Source organism: Nostoc sp., from assembly GCF_036917755.1.
GTDB lineage: Bacteria > Cyanobacteriota > Cyanobacteriia > Cyanobacteriales > Nostocaceae > Nostoc.
In genome coordinates this window covers 18,857-36,952 of sequence record NZ_JBALFC010000126.1, presented here as the reverse complement: position 1 = coordinate 36,952, position 18,096 = coordinate 18,857, and the positions used below count along the sequence as shown (strand labels likewise).

Below are 18,096 nucleotides of genomic sequence, written 5' to 3'. Positions count from 1 at the left end.
GTGAAAGAATACATAGCACATCGACTATTTAAATCAGTACCGGACTTGCAAGAATTACTAGACAGATTATTAAACGATGGTGAACTAATTATTAAGTGGGGCAGAAAAATCAAGAATAAGGGTAATGCTGTTATTGCAAGTTAAATGTCCGACAGCTTAACAGACTCGAAGCTAACCAGAAAGCAATTACCTGCCAATTGAACAACAAGAGTACGAGAAGTAACTCACTAATTAAAATCAATATGGCAGCAAACCGGATAAATGACTCAGGCAATAGTCGAAAGTTACGCACAGTATCCACATACTGTGAGAAACTCTTAATTTTGGAGAAAAACGATATTGTAAACAAAAGACCCACTGCAATTTTGCAAAAAATTAACAGATATATGTACTCAACTGATTGGGGCATTTCTCCCCTCTCCCTTTTGTTTTGATTCTTTGAGCTTAATAGATGCTGAGTTCGTCGTAGACATCGCTAAAAACCATACCCAGAATATTTAGCCGAAAATAGGCAGAATCGTAGAGGTAACAAGACTAACAAACCTAATTTCCTTAAATAAACCGGGTTTAGAGTACCTGTAATATGGGAGACTTGGCAATATTCCCTATAAATCAGATTCTAGATGAGTAACACAATTACGGATATTGCAGTCAAGACCATCAACGGTGAGGATAAGCAATTAAACGACTACACCGGGAAGCTACTCTTAATTGTGAATGTGGCTTCCTACTGCGGTTATACAACTCGTGCGATTCGTTGATTAGTGAATCACGGTAATCAGTCCGTAAATAACTAATCCAGCCCGACAGCAGATTACTGTCATAAAGGCTGAACTCTCGGTCAGATGCAAGTGCAAGCCTTGCCATTCAGACTCAGAATTGACTCCTTATCTGCCCACACCGAACAAGCTCGGCTCTTGCAGAGTGAAGCTGGGAACAGGGTGCAATCAGACAGCCGTTGCGGGTTGACACTGGCGCTAACAGGAAGTTCATACGATGAAACAGAGCCTATAAAAGCGACTTAATGGCAGGCAGGGCGCAACTCAAAATACCCTGACCCCACTGGAGTTCATTCCCGCCGAAATAAGAGTTGATTAACGGCAAGAGTCTAGGGAATCCAGTAGTCGAATTGGCTACATCTAACGGAACAATCAATCTCTCCGAGGGAACGAATAAAAACGATTTGTGAGTCTTGGGGCAGTCGAACCCCAGGTAGGCTAGACGAGAAGCGGAACCCTCACAAGTCGGGTAGGACAGACCGTAATTGGTCTGAGGTGTTCAGAAAATACAAACTCCAGAAGAGAAAATGATTAGACACAGTAAACATACTAGTGAATCTTGGAAAGCCCTACCGTGGAAGAAATTCCGCCGAAATCTTTTCCGCCTTCAAAAGCGCGTATTTAAAGCTGTTCAAGTTGGAGACAAGCGGAAAGCTAGGTTACTCCAAAAGCTTATTCTAAAATCCACCTCGGCTCGATTTCTTGCAATAAGACAAGTATCTCAGCTAAACGCTGGTAAAAAGACGGCTGGTATTGATGGTAAAAAATCCCTCTCATAATTGAGAATATAGTCTGGATGAGTAGTTTAATTTATTTGTGTCTAATTTGTCATGAACGTTGCAATCATTGGTTGTGGTTATGTTGGTTATAAACTTGCTCAATATTGGCGGCAAAAAATGGATTTTGTTGTCAGTGTAACTACAACTTCCCCTGAGCGTGTCCCGGCACTAGAATCAGTATCCCAAAGAGTTGTAGTTACCCGTGGGAATGACCTAGATAGTCTAAAATCAGTTTTGCACAATCAAGATGTTGTACTTTTGAGTGTTGGTGCAAAAGGTGGGGAAGTTTATGAAGAAACTTATCTACAAACTGCCCAAAGTTTAGTTTCATGCTTGCAGCAGATTAAGAGTGTGAAACAATTAATATACACAGGAAGTTATGCAGTGTATGGTGACAGAAATGGTGTATGGGTAGATGAAGAAACACCGCTTGCACCCGCTAATTTAAATGCACAAATTCTCCGAAAAACAGAGGATGTGTTGCTATCAGCATCTAGCGAAAATCTTCGTGTTTGTATCTTCCGCTTAGGAGGGATTTATGGGACTGGCAGGGAACTGTTGAAAATATTTAGCAGATATTCTGGTGCAACCCGTCCTGGCAATGGCGACGATACCACAAATTGGATTCATTTGGATGATATTGTTGGTGCGATAGAATTTGCCCGTTACCGTCGTTTGCAAGGGATTTACAATTTGGTAGATGATGCACATCTCACCAGCCGAGACTTGCTAGATAGCTTATTTGAAAAACATAATTTACCCAAAGTTAAATGGGATACTTCTATCAAGAGTACCCGCCCATATAATGCTTGGGTGTCGAATGAAAAGCTTAAAGAGGCTGGATATCAGTTAATTCATCCACAGATGATTTTTTAGCAAGTATTAAAAGCTAGGAATTATGCAACCATCTGCTGTGGCTAAGTGGGGAGTGGGGAGTGGGGAGTGGGGAGTGGGGAGTGGGGAGTTAAAAATTTTTCTGCTGCTCCTCACCTCCCTTATCTTTTAGCTTTTTGCGCCTTGGGTATCGAGAGAAAGCGATCGCACCTCGGCTATAATTCCTTCTTGTTGCCAAGCAGCTAACATCGCCGCCTCCACTGCCTCTGAGTGTAACTTATCCGCCAAAGCTAACAGTGTCGGCCCTGCACCACTAATCACCATACCATAAGCACCAGCACTAACAGCCGCTATGTTGACAGCATCATAACCAGGGATTAAAGCTTTGCGATAGGGCTGATGCAATCTATCTTGCAAAGCTGTCTTTAACCATTGTCCGTTACCAGTTTCCAAGCCGCGCAACAATAACCCCAGATGTGCCATATTGAAAATCGCATCGGCGCGACTGACTTCAGTTGGGAGAACGCCCCGCGCCTCTGAAGTGGAAAGTTCAAAATTAGGAATAGCCACAACTGGTACAACATCTTGATGCCAGGGAACATCACAAATTTCCCAAGCTGCGCCACTGGTAGCAGCTAGACGACATCCTCCCAACAAAGCTGGAACTACATTATCAGGATGTCCTTCCATTGCGATCGCTAACTCCATCACCTGCAACTGAGAGAGAGGCGCATCCTCAAGTTGATTAGCAGCAACCAACCCACCAACAATTGCTGTCGCCGAACTACCCAAACCCCTCGCCAGTGGTACACCTAACTTAATTTCTATTTTCACAGTCGGCGGCGTCTGCTCTATATGTTGATAGAACTTAACAAAGGCTTGGTAGAGAAGATTACTCTCATCAGTTTGGACTCGTTCAGCTTCCGTACCAGTGACATGAATAGTTAGCCCGCCTTGTTCTAGGCGAGTGAACTTGAACTCGTTATACAGCTTTAATGCTGCACCGATGCAATCAAAACCAGGCCCCAAATTCGCAGTTGTGGCGGGAACCGTAACAGTGATAGCAGAAACAACAGACATTGGCAAAACTCACTAATCCTCAACCAGCATCCCATGTAAAGGGTTGATTTGCTCATAAAAAACTCCACCCACAAGGGGATGGAGTTTTTAGTCATTAGTCATTAGTCATTAGCGGGACTTAAACATTTTTGCGGGAGAAACAAGCCTCAAACCCATGCAGGGTAAGGAAAATACACCAAATGCTCAAAAATAGCCCAAAGGTCTATCGCTGCCAGCTATCTGTCTTGCTTAGTGAGCTAAGGAATGCAACCAGAGAACAGATTTTTTGCCGTTCAGCGACCGGTCATTTGCTCCAGCTTTTCGGGGTATCTAGCCCCTTGCACCGCGATCTTTGAGGCGGCTTCATCGATGTCACGCAGATCGTCGGGCGTGAGTTCGACTGAGACTGCCCCGATGTTTTCATCCAAGCGATGCAGCTTCGTGGTACCTGGGATCGGAACAATCCACGGCTTCTGGGCCAGCAGCCAGGCGATCGCTATTTGAGCAGGTGTCACCTGCTTCCGTTCTGCGATGCTGCCGAGCAGATTAATCAGGGCTTGATTCGCCTTGAGAGCTAGGGGTGTGAAGCGAGGCAGGGTGCTGCGGAAGTCGGAGCTGTCGAAGGTCGCGTTTTCGTCGATCTTGCCAGTGAGAAAGCCCTTGCCCAGAGGGCTGTACGGGACAAAGCCGATTCCGAGTTCCTCAAGGGTCGGTATCACTTCCTTTTCAGGAGTCCTCGTCCACAGCGAGTATTCGCTCTGGAGAGCAGTAACCGGCTGAACCGCGTGCGCGCGACGGATCGTTTGCACTCCTGCTTCAGAGAGTCCAAAGTGCTTAACCTTACCTGACTGAATCAGTTCCTTCACCGCTCCTGCCACCTCTTCGATCGGCACGTTCGGGTCAACCCGGTGCTGATAGAGTAGGTCGATTGTCTCGACCTTGAGTCGCTTGAGCGATCCCTCCACGGCCTGCTTGATATGCTCCGGTCGGCTGTTCAGTCCATGTGAACCTGGCGTCCCGCGCGAATCGGAATTAGGACTAATGTCGAACCCGAATTTGGTGGCGATCGCCACTTGCCCACGGAAGGGAGCGAGGGCTTCGCCCACCAGTTCTTCGTTTGTGAACGGGCCGTAGACCTCGGCGGTGTCAAAGAATGTAACGCCGCGTTCGACGGCAGCTCGGAGAAGATCGGTCATTTCCTGTATGTCTTTGGCTGGACCATAGGAAAAGCTCATGCCCATACAGCCCAGACCGATCGCCGAGACTTCCAAATTACTGTTTCCAAGTTTGCGCTTCTGCATTTTTTAAACTCCTGTCTTTGAATTAAAGGAATGTGAGAACATATTCTATTGATGCTTTTATTGGTTTACGTTTGGTGCCTGGTATTGGTCGTCGCTGACCTTTTCCATCCAGTCCACGGGCTTGCCGTCGAGCCATTCCTGAATGGCGATGTGCGTCATGGATGTGGTTGCTGTAGCACCGTGCCAATGCTTCTCACCCGCCGAGATCCAGATCGCGTCCCCCGGTCGAATTTGCTCGATCGAGCCGCCCCAGCGTTGTACGAGACCACAGCCAGCTGTCACGATCAGGGTTTGTCCCAACGGGTGGGTATGCCATGCTGTCCGAGCGCCGGGCTCGAACGTGACACTGGCGCCAGACGTGCGTGCTGGATCGTGTGCCTCGAACAGGGGGTCAATGCGGACAGTACCGGTAAAATACTCAGCCGGTCCTTTGGCGGAATGCTGTGTGCCACTTCTTTTGATGTCCATTTTCTTAATTCCTTCACTTGATGCCATTTTGGTGGCTAGCAGGCAAGTCTCTTGCCCAATCAAAACTGAGTTTTCTCTTAAATAAAAATCCAGAATGCTTACAAGAAGCCGAAATCATTTTTCGTTGCTTTAGCTTCATTCTAAGAATCCTGAAGAATAAGTAATAGGACGATCGTCTAAGATTGTTGTACAATCCTGCAAACTTAGAAATGAACGCGGCAAAAACGAGTGAAAAGTCCAATATCGATTTAATGAACGACCCGCAGGCAAAGCGCGAGGCAGACAGAGCGCAAGCCAACAGAGACGAACTGAAAGAGCGTATTGCACAGGCTATCCGTCATGATGGGACGATTGAGCCGCTGAAAGGATTGCACTTCAACCGCGCCTCCTCACCTTCGGAATGCATTCATAGTGTCTCTATCCCTGCCTTTTGTGTAATTGCTCAGGGCAGCAAAGAAGTCCTTCTGGGCAGCGATCGCTATCAGTACGACCCTATGCATTATCTGCTTGCTACGGTCGAACTGCCGATTGTCAGCCAAATTCTGGAAGCGTCCAAGGCGCAACCGTACTTTAGCCTTCGCCTCGATCTTGACCCTACCCTCGTTGGCTCAGTCATGGTCGAGGCAGGGTATCCCTCATCGCGCAGCCCTGCTGATGTGAAAGCGATTGATGTAAGTTCGTTGAATGCAAATCTGTTGGACGCTGTGGTGCGGCTCGTCAGGCTTCTAGATTCCCCTGCTGAAGCTCATGTTCTCGCACCACTGATTAAGCGGGAAATCATTTACCGACTTCTGATGGGAGAGCAAGGTAATCGGCTCCGTCATATTGCAGTTCTGGGCGGCTACACCTACCACATCGCCAGGGCTGTCGAGCGACTTCGTAAAGACTTTAACGAGCCGATCAAGATTGAAAACATCGCACGAGAAATGGGAATGAGTGTTTCGGGCTTTCACCATCACTTCAAGTCTGTCACTGCAATGAGTCCCTTGCAGTTCCAGAAGCAACTGCGGCTCCAGGAGGCTCGCCGTCTGATGCTGGGGGAAAACCTTGACGCTACCAGTGCTGCCTACCGAGTGGGGTACGACGATGCCTCGCACTTCAACCGGGAGTACAAGCGGCTCTTTGGTTCACCACCGATGCGCGATGTGGAGCGGCTGCGAGAAACTGCTAGGGAGACTGCTAGTTCAATATGATTGCGTTCCCATCGGTTTCTTACTCCGAAAACAAATATGTCAATGTCACTTCTATTGCTTTGGAAGACCAAACTACTTGATAAGCTATTTGCTCAAACGCTCTTCTGCGATCGCTCCTTCTATGTCGGCAGCTTCTAATCCCCGACTAACTTTCTCAATTACATACAGATGATATTGGATATCTTCGATTGAGCAATCATCTGGCAATTGGTTCAGCAGAGATTGAACTTTTTCTTTTGTGGTATTCATAGCCTGATTTTTAGTTTATTATTATAACTCCAATCTGGCATTGATAGCCTACCCATAGCGATCGGCTATCAATATTTTGTTCTTCCTGAGAAAAATACCTAGCATTGGCTCTTTTCGACAAGTTTATTAGTCAAAAAGCTTACTTCAAAGTTCCCAAAAGGGGCGCTACCTCAACCTCTGAAATTTGCGGAACCAAGAAACCCTTAGCATAAATCTGAGGATTTGTTTGCGAGACTATGGCATAAGACTGGCGAAGATTAGCATTGACTGCGACAGTCTTCACGTCATACATCTGCATCGCCATCTTGGGATAGAAACCAATACCAATAATCATCAGCAGAAAACAGGCAGCGATAAACACCTCACGCGGTCTAGCATCGTCGTAGACTGCATCTTCTGGCACGAAGCAGTCTGTACCAAAACAAACTGTTCCGTCATCTTCTTGATTTTCCAAGCCGGCATTATTAATGTCGCAGATGAGTGCTGCACCGTCACCATAAAATACCTCTCGCAGCATGGAAAGTAGATAGATAGGTGTGAGGATGACTCCAACTGCGGCGAGAAAAACCGTGACGGTGCAGAAGGTCGAACTGTAAACGTCACTGCTTGTCAGACCAACAAATACCGAGAGTTCGCCAGGAAAGCCGCTCATACCGGGAAGCGCTAGGGATGCCATTGCTCCAATTGTAAACAGCGCAAAGACTTTGGGCATGGCTTGACCAATACCGCCCATATCTTTCATTACCATTGTGTGGGTGCGATCGTAAGTAACGCCTGCTAAGAAGAACAGCACTGATGCAATTAAACCATGCGAAATCATCTGCAACATCGCGCCGTTGATTCCCAAATCAGTGAACGATGCAATCCCAAGCAATACAAACCCCATGTGGGAAATCGACGAATAAGCCAAACGCCGCTTCATATTGGTCTGAGCAAAGGAGTTCAATGCACCATAGATAATGTTGACAACACCCAGAATGGCTAGAACCGGTGCAAAATAAATGTGTGCATCGGGGAGTAGTTCCAGATTCAGACGAATTAGCCCGTATCCGCCCATCTTCAGCAACACACCAGCCAAAATCATCGACACAGGAGAAGATGCTTCACCGTGAGCATCAGGCAACCAGGTATGCAAGGGGAAAACAGCAAGCTTGACACCAAATGCAATCAGCAACCCTGCATAAAGTAGCAGCTGTAGACCAAGGGGATATTCCTTCTTGGCGAGGGCGGTTATATCAAATGTCATATCACCGCCCCCGTATAGCCCCATTGCCAGGGCTGCCACCAAAATAAATATAGAAGCGGCTGCGGTATACAACAAAAATTTTGTAGCCGCATAACGACGCCTTTGCCCACCCCAAATGCAGACTAGTAAATATACGGGAATCAGCTCTACTTCCCACATAATGAAAAATAGCAGCAAGTCTTTGGCAACAAACACCCCTACCTGTGCAGAATACAGCACCAGCATCAAGAAATAGAATAAGCGGGGTCGGTGATCAACTTGCCAAGCCGAAAATATCGAGAGTGTGGTGACAAATCCTGCTAGAAGCACAAGTGGCACTGAAAGTCCATCAACTGATACCGCCCAGTTCAAACCTAACTGAGGCACCCAGGCATAATTTTCCACCATTTGAAAACTAGCACTGCTGGCATCGTAATGTTTCCAAAAGGCGTAGCACATCAAGGCAAAGTCTGCGATACCTACACCCAGTGCATACCACCGCACGCGCTTGCCATCTTTATCAGGCAGCACAGGGATGAGCAAGGCAGCAACGAGTGGCAGTAAGACGATCGCGGTAAGCCAGGGAAATTGATCCGCTATCATGTATATGATAAAAAATACTTATTTGTGAATGATGCTATTCTACTAAACTTTGTAACAATTTACTCATAAATCTTTGTTTCAGTTAATCGCTAAAAATGGGGAGTGGGGAGTGGAGAATGGGGAAGAAAGATTTTTATCGTAAATTAAAGGGTTTAAGATCCCTACATCTAAACCTAGCCTCGGTTTCAATCGGGGTTTAAATCAAGAGCAGTCGCCACAAGGGGGAGCCACTGCGGTGGACGGGTTAAGAGGCATAAAGGAGCCAGCCGCTCTTTCGGGTCTCCCGACTTGAGCGGACTGGCGTCAAGTGGCGTGGGAAAATACGAAGGCGCTGCTCTGCGTCTGAAAATGTCTTTAATGCAAGAATTTTGAATTGTTAACTGTTTTTGTGTACGCAGTTACTGATGACTACTTACTTGCTCACGGTACTAATCCAGCACGTAAAGCACGGACAGCAGCCTGTGTCCGGTCAGCAACACAGAGTTTATTGAGAATACCTCGAACATGAGTTTTGACAGTACCGACTGTTAGATAGAGCCTTTTAGCAATTTCTGCATTGTCACACCCAGCGACAATCAACTCTAAAACATCCATCTCTCTATTAGTTAAAGGATAGCCAACTATACTTTTCTCAACATCTGGGTCAATACCTTCAATCAAGACTCTTTTTCCAGCTGCGCCTCTGCTACCATCGGGGAAATCTTGACGTATTTGTTGTAGTACAAGGTCTGCGATCGCTGGATCGATCCATGAGCTACCTGCATAGGTCGTTTTCACAGCCTCCACTAGTTTCTCAGTTTCGATATCCTTCATGCAATAAGAATCTGCACCTGCTGCAAATGCTGCTAAAACTGCCTGTTCACTATTCTGCATCGTTAAAATTAGCAGCTTTGTGGTATAATCTTCATTCTCTGCTTGATATTGCCTAAATGTGCGTGTTAGCTCAATACCATCCATGTCAGGCAAACCAATATCAATAGTAGCAACATCCGGCTTGAGAGTTTTCAGAAGCTTGATACCTTCGGCTGCATTGGCTGCTTCACCAACAATATTTAACTCTGGCTGGGTTTGTAAGGCAGACCGTAAGCCGATTCTTGTCAGGTTGTGATCTTCAATCACAAGGATCTTGATTTCACTCATAGTTACTTAACTTTACTGTTATCTATCTCAAGTACAGATTAAAATAATCTCGTTCTTCTATTCGGTATCTTATACAAAAAGCAATACGTTTGGTATTATTCCCTGAACTTCATCTACCATTAGACATAAATAACCTGATCTCGTAAGCTTTTCTAAAGCAAGAGTAGGTGACTATTAAATAGTTGTCTTGCAGTAGCTAGAATTATGCACAGAAAAAGGACTAAACTACCTCACCCTAGCACCCAGGCATAGATATTGGTTGGATAATCAGACGGCTAAGATACTTGTAAAAAGCTCGAATTATTTAATTAATACATTTTTAAATATAAGTTCAGTGCAATTACGTATATAATTCCGATATTTAATTCAGGAAACTTTAAAGGAAAATGTGAATCCTTAATAATCTCAGCGCTGGTAAAGTAAGCTATTACTAGATTTGCTAGGGATAGCCAAGCACTTCTTTTTTTATTTAGCCATGTCTTTAACTAAAACTGTCAAAAAAGATAAAATTCTCGTTGTCGATGATGTTTTTGACAATCTACTGGTCTTAGAAGCAGTCCTTGAAGATGAGGACTATGAAATTAGCTTGGTGGAAGATAGCAAAATTGCTCTGGCTATGCTTGAGGAGTCACCGCCAGACTTGATTCTCTTAGATGTGATGATGCCGGAGATAGATGGCTATGAATTTACTCGACGTGTCCGACAGAATCAGGCGTTGCCATTTATTCCCATTCTGCTGCTCACGGCTCACTATGAGTCTAGCGTTGTTGAAGGACTCGACGCGGGTGCAGATGACTTTATTCGTAAACCATTCGATCCTGATGAACTTCATGCACGAGTGCGATCGCTCCTGCGGCTCAAACATAGTATCGACGAACGAGATCAGATGGCTAACCTCCGGGCAGATTTTGTCTCCCGTTTTACTCACGATTTACGCATACCACTAGTAGCCTCCAACCGCGTATTAAAATTATTGCTGGAAGGCAGGTTTTGCGAAGTTTCGCCACAATTGCAAGAAATAATTGATACCATGATTGGCAGTAATCAAGACCTGCTGGAAATGGTAAATACTTTGCTAGAAGTTTATCGTCATGAAGCGGGCTGTAAAACCTTAAAAATTTCTCCCTGCAATATTCAGGAATTAGTTAGTGAAGTTTCCCAAGAATTAACTCCTTTAGCTGAAGAAAAAGGATTAGCTGTAAATCTTGATCGAGGCGAAACTGCAAGTACGATCATGGGCGATCGCGTAGAACTGCGTCGAGTTTTGACAAATATCATCGGCAATGCCATCAAATTTACAGATAAAGGTTCTGTGGATATTCACTGCTATCTCACTCCGGTAGCTGTGAATATTGATATCCAAGATACAGGGCCGGGAATTTCTAAACCAGATCAAGCAATATTATTCGAGCGATTTCGTCAAGGGAAACATCAACGTTCTGGTAGTGGTTTGGGACTATATCTTTCTCGCTGCATTATCGAAGCACATCAAGGCGCGATCGATGTGACATCTGAACCAGGGAAGGGTAGCACATTCACTATACGTCTACCTGTCGCTGGTGAAAACTAAAAGTAGGCAGACAAAACACAGATTTAAGACAGGACTTACGCAAAATATCTCTCAAACTCTGATTTCTCAGTGTCCTCTGTGCCTCTGCGGTTCGTTATTCCGTAACTCGTGCGTAAGTCCTATAAGAAAGAAGGTTCAGTAAATAATTATTTACTGAACCTTCTTTCTAGATAAATTTCCACCTAGTATAGTACGGTGTAAATCCAGCTACAATCTCAATTAACCAGACAAGTATGGGCAATTCATGAATTACCCCTACTTGCAGGGCTATTTCATTCTCATCTAGCCCGCCTCAGAATGAATTGTGAGTCTAATAGCGAAAGTCGTCTAAACACGACTAAAAAAAGGTTATAGTCCGTTAAAACTGACTTTAGCTATTAGCCCTGAACTTCAGTTCTGGGCGGTTTCTGTCTAGAACGAAATAGCCCTGCCCTTACTTGAGCAACTTATTAAAGGTAGGGAAACTTCCGCCTGTACTAGTCTAAAGTCTTTTTAACTTCATCTTTGATGTTTTCAGCAGTATGGCGGACTTGGGCTTCAGCTTGTTTAGCTTTACCTTCAGCTTTATCTTTAGGATCGCCAGTTACTTCGCCAACCGCCTCTTGTACTTTACCTTCAACGTTTTTAGCAAAAGCTTTGGCTTTATCTTCGATACTCATATTCTTTGTTCCTAAAGTATGTTAGGTGTTGATTAGTTGTTGCTTGCTCGAAAAGCGCTGCAATATCTATTATCTATAGATTACTTTTAGACAACTTTTAATTCTTCTATCTGACGATGTTTTTATGACAAATATTTGTGTCCGTTGTACATAGTTATTTAACGGTTAAATTCATCTTGAAGAATTCAAGTAATATCCAAAAGAGAGAAAGATATCATTATATTGTTCTATCTTGAGATAAAATCATTTATGACTTCAGATAGATAGCGATGATAAACCGCAACTTGGCTTATGGCGTTTCCTAATCACATCAGGTACATCATAGTCCCCTCCTCGCTTGCTCTTAGGGGGTTAGGGCTGGGGTTAGAGTACCTCACTCAAGCGAGAACCGCTATAGTTTAAAATACTTTCGTCTTTAATCACTAAATGAGGTTAGTGAAATGTCTGAACTTACGGATGAACTTCAATATATTTTGAATTGGTTAAAATCCACCAATGTTAAATTCTTTGATTGTTACAATCCAGGTTTAACTCGCCAGCAGATTGACGAAATTACTAAGGATTTACCATTCAGGTTATCCGAAGAAGTATACGAACTTTATCAATGGCGCAATGGAACCGCCGATCTTGGTTATAACAATGGCTATCTACCACTCTATTTTTTGTTTCCTGAGCAATTTATGAATCATTCACCTATTTCATTCTATACTTTACAAGACTCAGTTTCAAATTATCATGATTTATGGCAACTTGAACAATCAACTATGATGAATAAACCGTATGATAATTATAAAGGATGGTATAAAAAATGGTTTCCTATTGCCTCATTCGAGAACAAAATAATTATATATATATATAGTTGGCGATCTCGATCCATCTCCAATTTATGTTGTCGATTATATTTTTATTGATAATCCATTAAGAGCATATAACAATCTCACCAGCATGATATCTGTAATTGCAGAGTGCTGCGAGTTGGGCTTATATCAACTTATACCAGATGAATATGGAGAAGACGATGACATGATAATACGAATAGATGAAGAAAAGCTGGAACTTGAAAAAGAGATATATCGAAAATATAACTCATGATTACAGTGAATCTGAAGCTGGAGAACAACACATTGCGTTCTTAGAGAAACTGTGATATTTGAATATTAATAAAAAAAGAGCTTGAAGAAAAAGAATATAGACAATGAAGTACTTATTTCTAGTTTGGGTGCTTATACTCTCTTTAGTCGCTCCTAGTGCAGCGATCGCTGAAGTAAAACAGCCCTACACCTTAATATCTGGACTTGGCACAACCCACCATCCAGTTTCCACTTCTAATCCCCAAGCGCAAGAGTTTTTCGATCAGGGATTAAATTTAATTTACGCTTTCAATCATGATGAGGCGGTGCGTTCTTTTGAATACGCTGCCAAACTTGATCCACATCTAGCGATCGCACATTGGGGTATTGCTCTGGCTCTGGGGCCTAATATTAACTTAGAAATAGACCCCAACCGGGAATTAGCTGCTTACCAAGCGGTACAGCAAGCTTTGGCACTTTCCACCCAAGCATCTACCCAAGAACGAGACTACATTACCGCCTTAGCAAAACGTTACTCCCAAGATCCTGATGCGGACTTGTATCAACTAGCGCTTTACTACGCAAAAGCAATGGCAAACTTAGTCAAGCGCTATCCTGATGATTTGGATGCAGCGACGCTTTACGCTGAAAGCTTGATGGATCTGCATCCTTGGCAGCACTGGACTAAAGATGGCAAGCCACAGCCAGATACAGAAGAAATTGTAGCTGTTTTAGAATCAGTTCTCAAACGTAACCCAAATCATCCGGGAGCTAATCATTACTATATTCATGCAGTGGAAGCCTCACCTTCGCCAGAACGGGCGCTTGTGAGTGCTAAACGACTCGGAACCTTAGCACCAGGTGCGGGACACTTGGTACACATGCCTTCCCATATTTATTTTCGTGTGGGAGATTATGAAGAGGCAATGCGGGCAAATAAGCAGGCGATCGCTCAAGATGATATTTACATCAAAAAATATCAAGTCCAGGGCACTTACCCCATGATGTACTACAACCACAACATACATTTTTTCATGGTGGCCAGCAGCATGGCAGGAAAATATCAAGATGCTCTCCAAGCCGCAGAGACTTTAGTCGCAAATGCTACTGCTATTGACCCGTATGCACCAATGCTTGAGGGATTCCTGGGCAGCAAAATGCTGATTCAGACACGCTTTAGTGATTGGGATGCCATCTTAAAAACTCCTGCCCCCGATGCAAAATTGCCCACCACTACAGCACTTTGGCATTTTGCTCGCGGCATGGCAAACGCAGCTACAGGCAAACTTGAAGATGCAGCAAGTGAAAGTCGGGCATTACTGGCTGCCAAACAGATAATTTCCACCGAAGCAACCATTGGATTCAGTCCCGCCAGCCGCATTTTAGACATTGCCTCAAAAGTTCTAGATGCCAAAATTGCCAGAGAAAACCATGATTATGAGTCTGCCATTCAATTGCTAGAAAAAGCAGTAGTAGCAGAAGATGCTCTCGATTACGTCGAACCACCAGACTGGTATTTTCCCACGCGGGAATCTTTGGGCGCTGTGCTTTTGGCTAAGGGCGACTATAGAGAGGCCGAGAAAGTCTTTCGTGCTGATCTAAAAAAATATCCCCATAATGGGCATTCTCTATTTGGCTTGCAGGCAAGTTTGCAGGCACTGGGCAAAGATCAGGCTGCTCAAGTTGTCAAAGCGGAATTGTCAACAGCTTGGAAAGGTGATGAACAGCATTTGAATTTTGAATTTTGAATTGTTGCCTGACTTTGCCTTTCATATTAAAATTTGGGAGTAATGCTTCATGGTTAATGCAGTCAAACGTTCAATTCGGATATTAAAGATGCGCCCCTCCATGTCTGATTTCCTTGATCACCCTACAGAATTTATCTTCTTCCATTTCCAACCCTTTTTGACGATGGGCTGTACTTAGGGTAGGTGGGGGCGGGCGATGGCTTAGGTGCGATCGCATCACTGGTTAACTATCTATCAACTATCTACTGGATGCAGAGAGTTGGCTCCTATGTCATCCTAGATTAGGAGAGTTAATTTAGTGATGTCTTTGGTTTTAGTATTGAAAGGCATTTTCCTTTTAGTATTTACAGACTTCTGAGAGAAATTAAAATCTCTACACAGTGATGATTTTGGAGAGAATCGATGTCAATTTATGTAGGTAACCTCTCTTATGACGTTACACAAGAGGATTTAAGTGGTATTTTTGCAGAATATGGAACTGTAAAGCGAGTTCAAGTACCTACCGACCGTGAAACAGGTCGTCCGCGAGGCTTTGCTTTTGTGGAAATGGGAACTGAAGCTGAAGAAACAGCTGCCATTGAAGCTCTCGACGGCGCTGAGTGGATGGGTCGTGACCTGAAAGTTAATAAGGCTAAACCCAAGGAAGACAGAGGTGATAGAGGTTCGTTTGGTGGTAATCGAGGAGGATACGGCGGCGGTGGCGGCGGACGCTCTCGCTACTAACCTTGGAACCAAAAAAATTGACCTAGAGTCTTAAGTCAGACAAGGAGTCTGTCTTTTTTTTGCACTGTTACCATCTGCATATTCATTGATTAAGTCAACTTAGTAGGAGAGATAATGACCCAAGTAATTGTAGGTGACAATGAACACATTGAGTCAGCCTTACGACGATTTAAACGAGAAGTTTCCAAGGCTGGAATTTTTCCAGACATGAGAAAGCATCGCCATTTTGAAACGCCCCTAGAAAAACGCAAGCGCAAAGAAGTTGCCAAGCACAGACAGAGTAAGAGAAGTTTCCGTAATTAAGGACTGACATAGATATAAACGAATGCCCTCATCGATTTTATGAGGGTTTTCTTTATGGGAATCAACACTAATGAGAAGTCCTGCTGAAAACAGAATTCAGAATTCAGAATTCTGAATACCCCACGCTTGAAATCAGGGCGAAGAGTCACGGAAAGAATTTTTTCTTCTTTGCGTTTAAAATCGCTCGCTCTAAACCCCTTCTTATACATCCAGTCGTATAGAATCCATTCTGGATTCAGGCTCCTGAATTCTGAATTCTTCTTCGGTAATCAAAAACTCAGAATGGTATTTTCTCAAGAAACGCTAAAATCAAGTCAGCCTTTGTATTGTAGCGGTTGTGTCCCACATCACTCAGAGTGCGGTTCACTGCATAAATCCTGATTGTCAACGTCCTTATCCTCAGCCTTGGGGAAACAAATTTTGCAACAGCTGTGGCACACCGCTAGAGTTGTTAGACCGCTATGTTCCACTTCAGCCCTTGGGGTCGGGAGGATTTGCTCAAATATACACGGTTTGGGATGAAAAAACTCAATCCGAGAAAGTGCTGAAAGTGTTGGTAGAAGATTCGCCAAAGGCACTGGAATTATTTACCCAAGAAGCGGCGGTTTTATCTAGCTTGCAGCATCCGGGTGTCCCCACGGTCGATGCCGATGGGTATTTTAACGTAAACCTGTTTAATCCCAAACCGCACCAACTCCCCTGTCTGGTAATGGAAAAAATCAATGGGCGGACTTTAGAGGAGATATTAAAAAAGTTTCCTCAAGGGTGTCCAGAGGATTTGGTTTTAAACTGGTTTGCCCAAGCTGTACAAATTTTACAGGAATTACACAAACGTCAGATTATTCACCGGGATATCAAACCTTCTAATTTAATGCTAGGCACTTCTTCGCTAACTGTAACCCCACTTAAAGGGCAAACAGAGGGCGATCGCTTGGTACTAATTGATTTTGGCGGGGCAAAACAATTTAGCCCCTCTAAGCTGCGTTCTCAGTCGAGTTCCACCCGATTATTTTCTTCTGGCTACAGTCCACCAGAACAAGTGACTGGAGGGATTGTTGGGCCAGGTGCCGATTTTTATGCCCTTGGTCGAACGATAATTGAACTACTAACAGGCAAATACCCGCTAGAGTTGGAAGATCAGCAAACGGGGAAATTGCACTGGCGAACTACGATAAATGTCAACCCGCAATTAGCAGATTTGCTAGATGAGATGGTACAGGCGGATGTGCGATCGCGTCCGGCAAATGCAGCGATAATTCAAAAACGTTTGGCGAAGATTTCTCAACCATTACCGCCGCCAGGGTTGTTTTCCCAACTGCGGCACAACGTTAAGCAAGTTTTAACGCAAGCTTACCGGAGATTTACACTGCTAAAGTTAGCTATTGAACAAGTTTTAGCTAACTTTAGCCAAGCTGTCACCAAAACCGTTATTTTCATCGCTCAAGCAATTATCAAAATTTTCCAAGCTTGTTTGGCGACGATTTGGGCGATCATCCTGAGTAGTATCGGCGCTTGTTTTGGTGCGATCGCTGGTTTTATTTTGGCCTATCGGACAAGTTTAGGCCGCCGGATTGGGGAATTTATGTTGACTCAGCTAAACGAATTAGTACCAAATACTCAATTCGTCTTCGGGGCAGATATTTTGGTGTTCGTTGCAGCCGGCTGGGGAACCGCTTGGGGACTGACAGTCTCAGGGTGTTTTGGTCAACGGCGGCGGTTTTTAGTAGCGTCGCTGATGGGCATGATTAGCTATGGCTTCGGCTGGTTGATTTTGCAATTAATCACCCCAAAAGATAGCGGCGAGGGCTTAGTGGCAGTGATTTTAGTGGCAGTTTGCCTACTCACCTTGAGCTTAGGACTTCGCAGCCATCACATAGTGTACGCTGTGTTCGCTGCCTTTGGTAGTGCGATCGGCTATGCAGTTTTAATTCTGTTGAAGTTAGCACCGACTATCTGGGAATTTTCTAGTCAACCAGGATGGTCAGAGTTATCCAAGCCTCTGATTTTTTTTGGTTCTGTGGGCTTCTTTATCAGCTTCTGGTTAGGAGTGAGTTACTACCTAATTGTTCCTGGATTGCGCCTTTTGGGGTGGCGGTGAACTACCCCAACTTACCGAGTACGGTTGAAGTTGGGGCTTTTGTAATCATAGGGGAGTGCCTAAACTTAGACTTTCGCCCAAGAGTTTCGTCGTCAGTCGGCTATCCATCCCCGCCCTGTAGAGGGACGGGGAATTCCGCCGAATTAGTTAAAATAATTTGTAATTCGTAATACTTCGGCTGCGCTCAGTACAAGTTCGTAATTCGTAATTAACCCAAAAACAAGATCCCCCTAGTCGTCTTTTGAATCGAGCTAGGGGGATCATATATGTGGTAGTCTATAATTGGTTCGGTATA

The 18,096-nt window shown here is 44.3% G+C and carries 17 protein-coding genes and 2 pseudogenes; 11 read left to right on the top strand and 8 right to left on the bottom strand.

The window, feature by feature from the left end; all coding sequences use genetic code 11:
- Positions 1 to 144 (top strand): annotated as a pseudogene (locus tag V7L05_RS27790) (IS630 family transposase); the annotation flags it as partial.
- Here the strand turns inward: V7L05_RS27790 and V7L05_RS34875 are convergent.
- Positions 131 to 409: a MauE/DoxX family redox-associated membrane protein gene (locus V7L05_RS34875; protein ID WP_442937886.1), complete on the bottom strand. Its 279-nt coding sequence runs from the start codon at positions 407 to 409 to the stop codon at positions 131 to 133. The pseudogene V7L05_RS27790 and the gene V7L05_RS34875 overlap by 14 nt on opposite strands.
- Before the next feature lie 214 nt (positions 410 to 623).
- Here V7L05_RS34875 and V7L05_RS27785 point away from each other — a divergent pair, with 214 nt between their 5' ends.
- The 3 genes and pseudogenes from V7L05_RS27785 (at position 624) to V7L05_RS27775 (ending at position 2,434) form a co-directional block, all read left to right on the top strand.
- Complete coding sequence (locus tag V7L05_RS27785; RefSeq protein WP_442937885.1) at positions 624 to 761, top strand: hypothetical protein; 138 nt, start codon at positions 624 to 626, stop codon at positions 759 to 761.
- Positions 762 to 1,306: 545 nt separating this feature from the next.
- Positions 1,307 to 1,555, top strand: a pseudogene (locus V7L05_RS27780) (reverse transcriptase N-terminal domain-containing protein); the annotation flags it as partial.
- A gap of 54 nt (positions 1,556 to 1,609) precedes the next feature.
- A complete protein-coding gene (locus V7L05_RS27775) occupies positions 1,610 to 2,434 on the top strand; it encodes an SDR family oxidoreductase (RefSeq protein ID WP_335168962.1) in 825 nt (274 codons plus the stop codon).
- 126 nt (positions 2,435 to 2,560) lie between these two features.
- On the opposite strand, the gene thrB is transcribed toward V7L05_RS27775, so the two are convergent.
- From thrB to V7L05_RS27760, 3 genes are all read right to left on the bottom strand, one after another.
- Complete coding sequence (gene thrB / locus V7L05_RS27770) at positions 2,561 to 3,472, bottom strand: homoserine kinase (protein WP_335168960.1); 912 nt, start codon at positions 3,470 to 3,472, stop codon at positions 2,561 to 2,563.
- A gap of 272 nt (positions 3,473 to 3,744) precedes the next feature.
- Entirely contained in the window at positions 3,745 to 4,752 is a 1,008-nt protein-coding gene (locus V7L05_RS27765; RefSeq protein ID WP_335168958.1) for an aldo/keto reductase, read from the bottom strand.
- Between the two features lie 57 nt (positions 4,753 to 4,809).
- On the bottom strand, positions 4,810 to 5,247 hold the full coding sequence (locus tag V7L05_RS27760; RefSeq protein ID WP_335168957.1) for a (R)-mandelonitrile lyase: 438 nt from the start codon (positions 5,245 to 5,247) through the stop codon (positions 4,810 to 4,812).
- A 182-nt stretch (positions 5,248 to 5,429) separates the two neighbouring features.
- Here V7L05_RS27760 and V7L05_RS27755 point away from each other — a divergent pair, with 182 nt between their 5' ends.
- Positions 5,430 to 6,413, top strand: a complete 984-nt coding sequence (locus V7L05_RS27755; RefSeq protein WP_335168955.1) for an AraC family transcriptional regulator — start codon at positions 5,430 to 5,432, stop codon at positions 6,411 to 6,413.
- An 84-nt stretch (positions 6,414 to 6,497) separates the two neighbouring features.
- On the opposite strand, the gene V7L05_RS27750 is transcribed toward V7L05_RS27755, so the two are convergent.
- The 3 genes from V7L05_RS27750 to V7L05_RS27740 form a co-directional block, all read right to left on the bottom strand.
- On the bottom strand, positions 6,498 to 6,662 hold the full coding sequence (locus tag V7L05_RS27750; RefSeq protein ID WP_335168953.1) for a hypothetical protein: 165 nt from the start codon (positions 6,660 to 6,662) through the stop codon (positions 6,498 to 6,500).
- A gap of 139 nt (positions 6,663 to 6,801) precedes the next feature.
- Positions 6,802 to 8,490 (bottom strand): NAD(P)H-quinone oxidoreductase subunit 4, encoded by a 1,689-nt coding sequence (locus V7L05_RS27745; protein ID WP_335168952.1) that lies wholly within the window; start codon positions 8,488 to 8,490, stop codon positions 6,802 to 6,804.
- Positions 8,491 to 8,910: 420 nt separating this feature from the next.
- Positions 8,911 to 9,630: a response regulator transcription factor gene (locus V7L05_RS27740; protein WP_335168950.1), complete on the bottom strand. Its 720-nt coding sequence runs from the start codon at positions 9,628 to 9,630 to the stop codon at positions 8,911 to 8,913.
- 475 nt (positions 9,631 to 10,105) lie between these two features.
- Between V7L05_RS27740 and V7L05_RS27735 the strand changes: the two genes are divergently transcribed.
- Entirely contained in the window at positions 10,106 to 11,200 is a 1,095-nt protein-coding gene (locus tag V7L05_RS27735; RefSeq protein ID WP_335168949.1) for a hybrid sensor histidine kinase/response regulator, read from the top strand.
- Positions 11,201 to 11,676: 476 nt separating this feature from the next.
- Here the strand turns inward: V7L05_RS27735 and V7L05_RS27730 are convergent, their stop codons facing one another.
- Positions 11,677 to 11,859, bottom strand: a complete 183-nt coding sequence (locus tag V7L05_RS27730; protein ID WP_335168948.1) for a CsbD family protein — start codon at positions 11,857 to 11,859, stop codon at positions 11,677 to 11,679.
- A 440-nt stretch (positions 11,860 to 12,299) separates the two neighbouring features.
- Here V7L05_RS27730 and V7L05_RS27725 point away from each other — a divergent pair, with 440 nt between their 5' ends.
- The 5 genes from V7L05_RS27725 to V7L05_RS27705 all read left to right on the top strand — a co-directional run bounded on the left by V7L05_RS27725 (position 12,300) and on the right by V7L05_RS27705 (position 17,801).
- The gene (locus tag V7L05_RS27725; RefSeq protein ID WP_335168946.1) at positions 12,300 to 12,770 is read left to right on the top strand and encodes an SMI1/KNR4 family protein; all 471 of its coding nucleotides are present in this window, start codon (positions 12,300 to 12,302) and stop codon (positions 12,768 to 12,770) included.
- 284 nt (positions 12,771 to 13,054) lie between these two features.
- Positions 13,055 to 14,677 (top strand): tetratricopeptide repeat protein, encoded by a 1,623-nt coding sequence (locus V7L05_RS27720; RefSeq protein WP_335168945.1) that lies wholly within the window; start codon positions 13,055 to 13,057, stop codon positions 14,675 to 14,677.
- Between the two features lie 402 nt (positions 14,678 to 15,079).
- The gene (locus V7L05_RS27715) at positions 15,080 to 15,400 is read left to right on the top strand and encodes an RNA recognition motif domain-containing protein (RefSeq protein WP_273762368.1); all 321 of its coding nucleotides are present in this window, start codon (positions 15,080 to 15,082) and stop codon (positions 15,398 to 15,400) included.
- A gap of 114 nt (positions 15,401 to 15,514) precedes the next feature.
- Positions 15,515 to 15,703 carry a 30S ribosomal protein S21 gene (gene rpsU / locus V7L05_RS27710; protein WP_012407716.1) on the top strand — a complete coding sequence of 63 codons (189 nt, stop codon included), beginning with the start codon at positions 15,515 to 15,517 and terminating at the stop codon, positions 15,701 to 15,703.
- 337 nt (positions 15,704 to 16,040) lie between these two features.
- Positions 16,041 to 17,801 carry a serine/threonine-protein kinase gene (locus V7L05_RS27705; protein WP_335168943.1) on the top strand — a complete coding sequence of 587 codons (1,761 nt, stop codon included), beginning with the start codon at positions 16,041 to 16,043 and terminating at the stop codon, positions 17,799 to 17,801.
- Positions 17,802 to 18,096 lie beyond the last annotated feature (295 nt).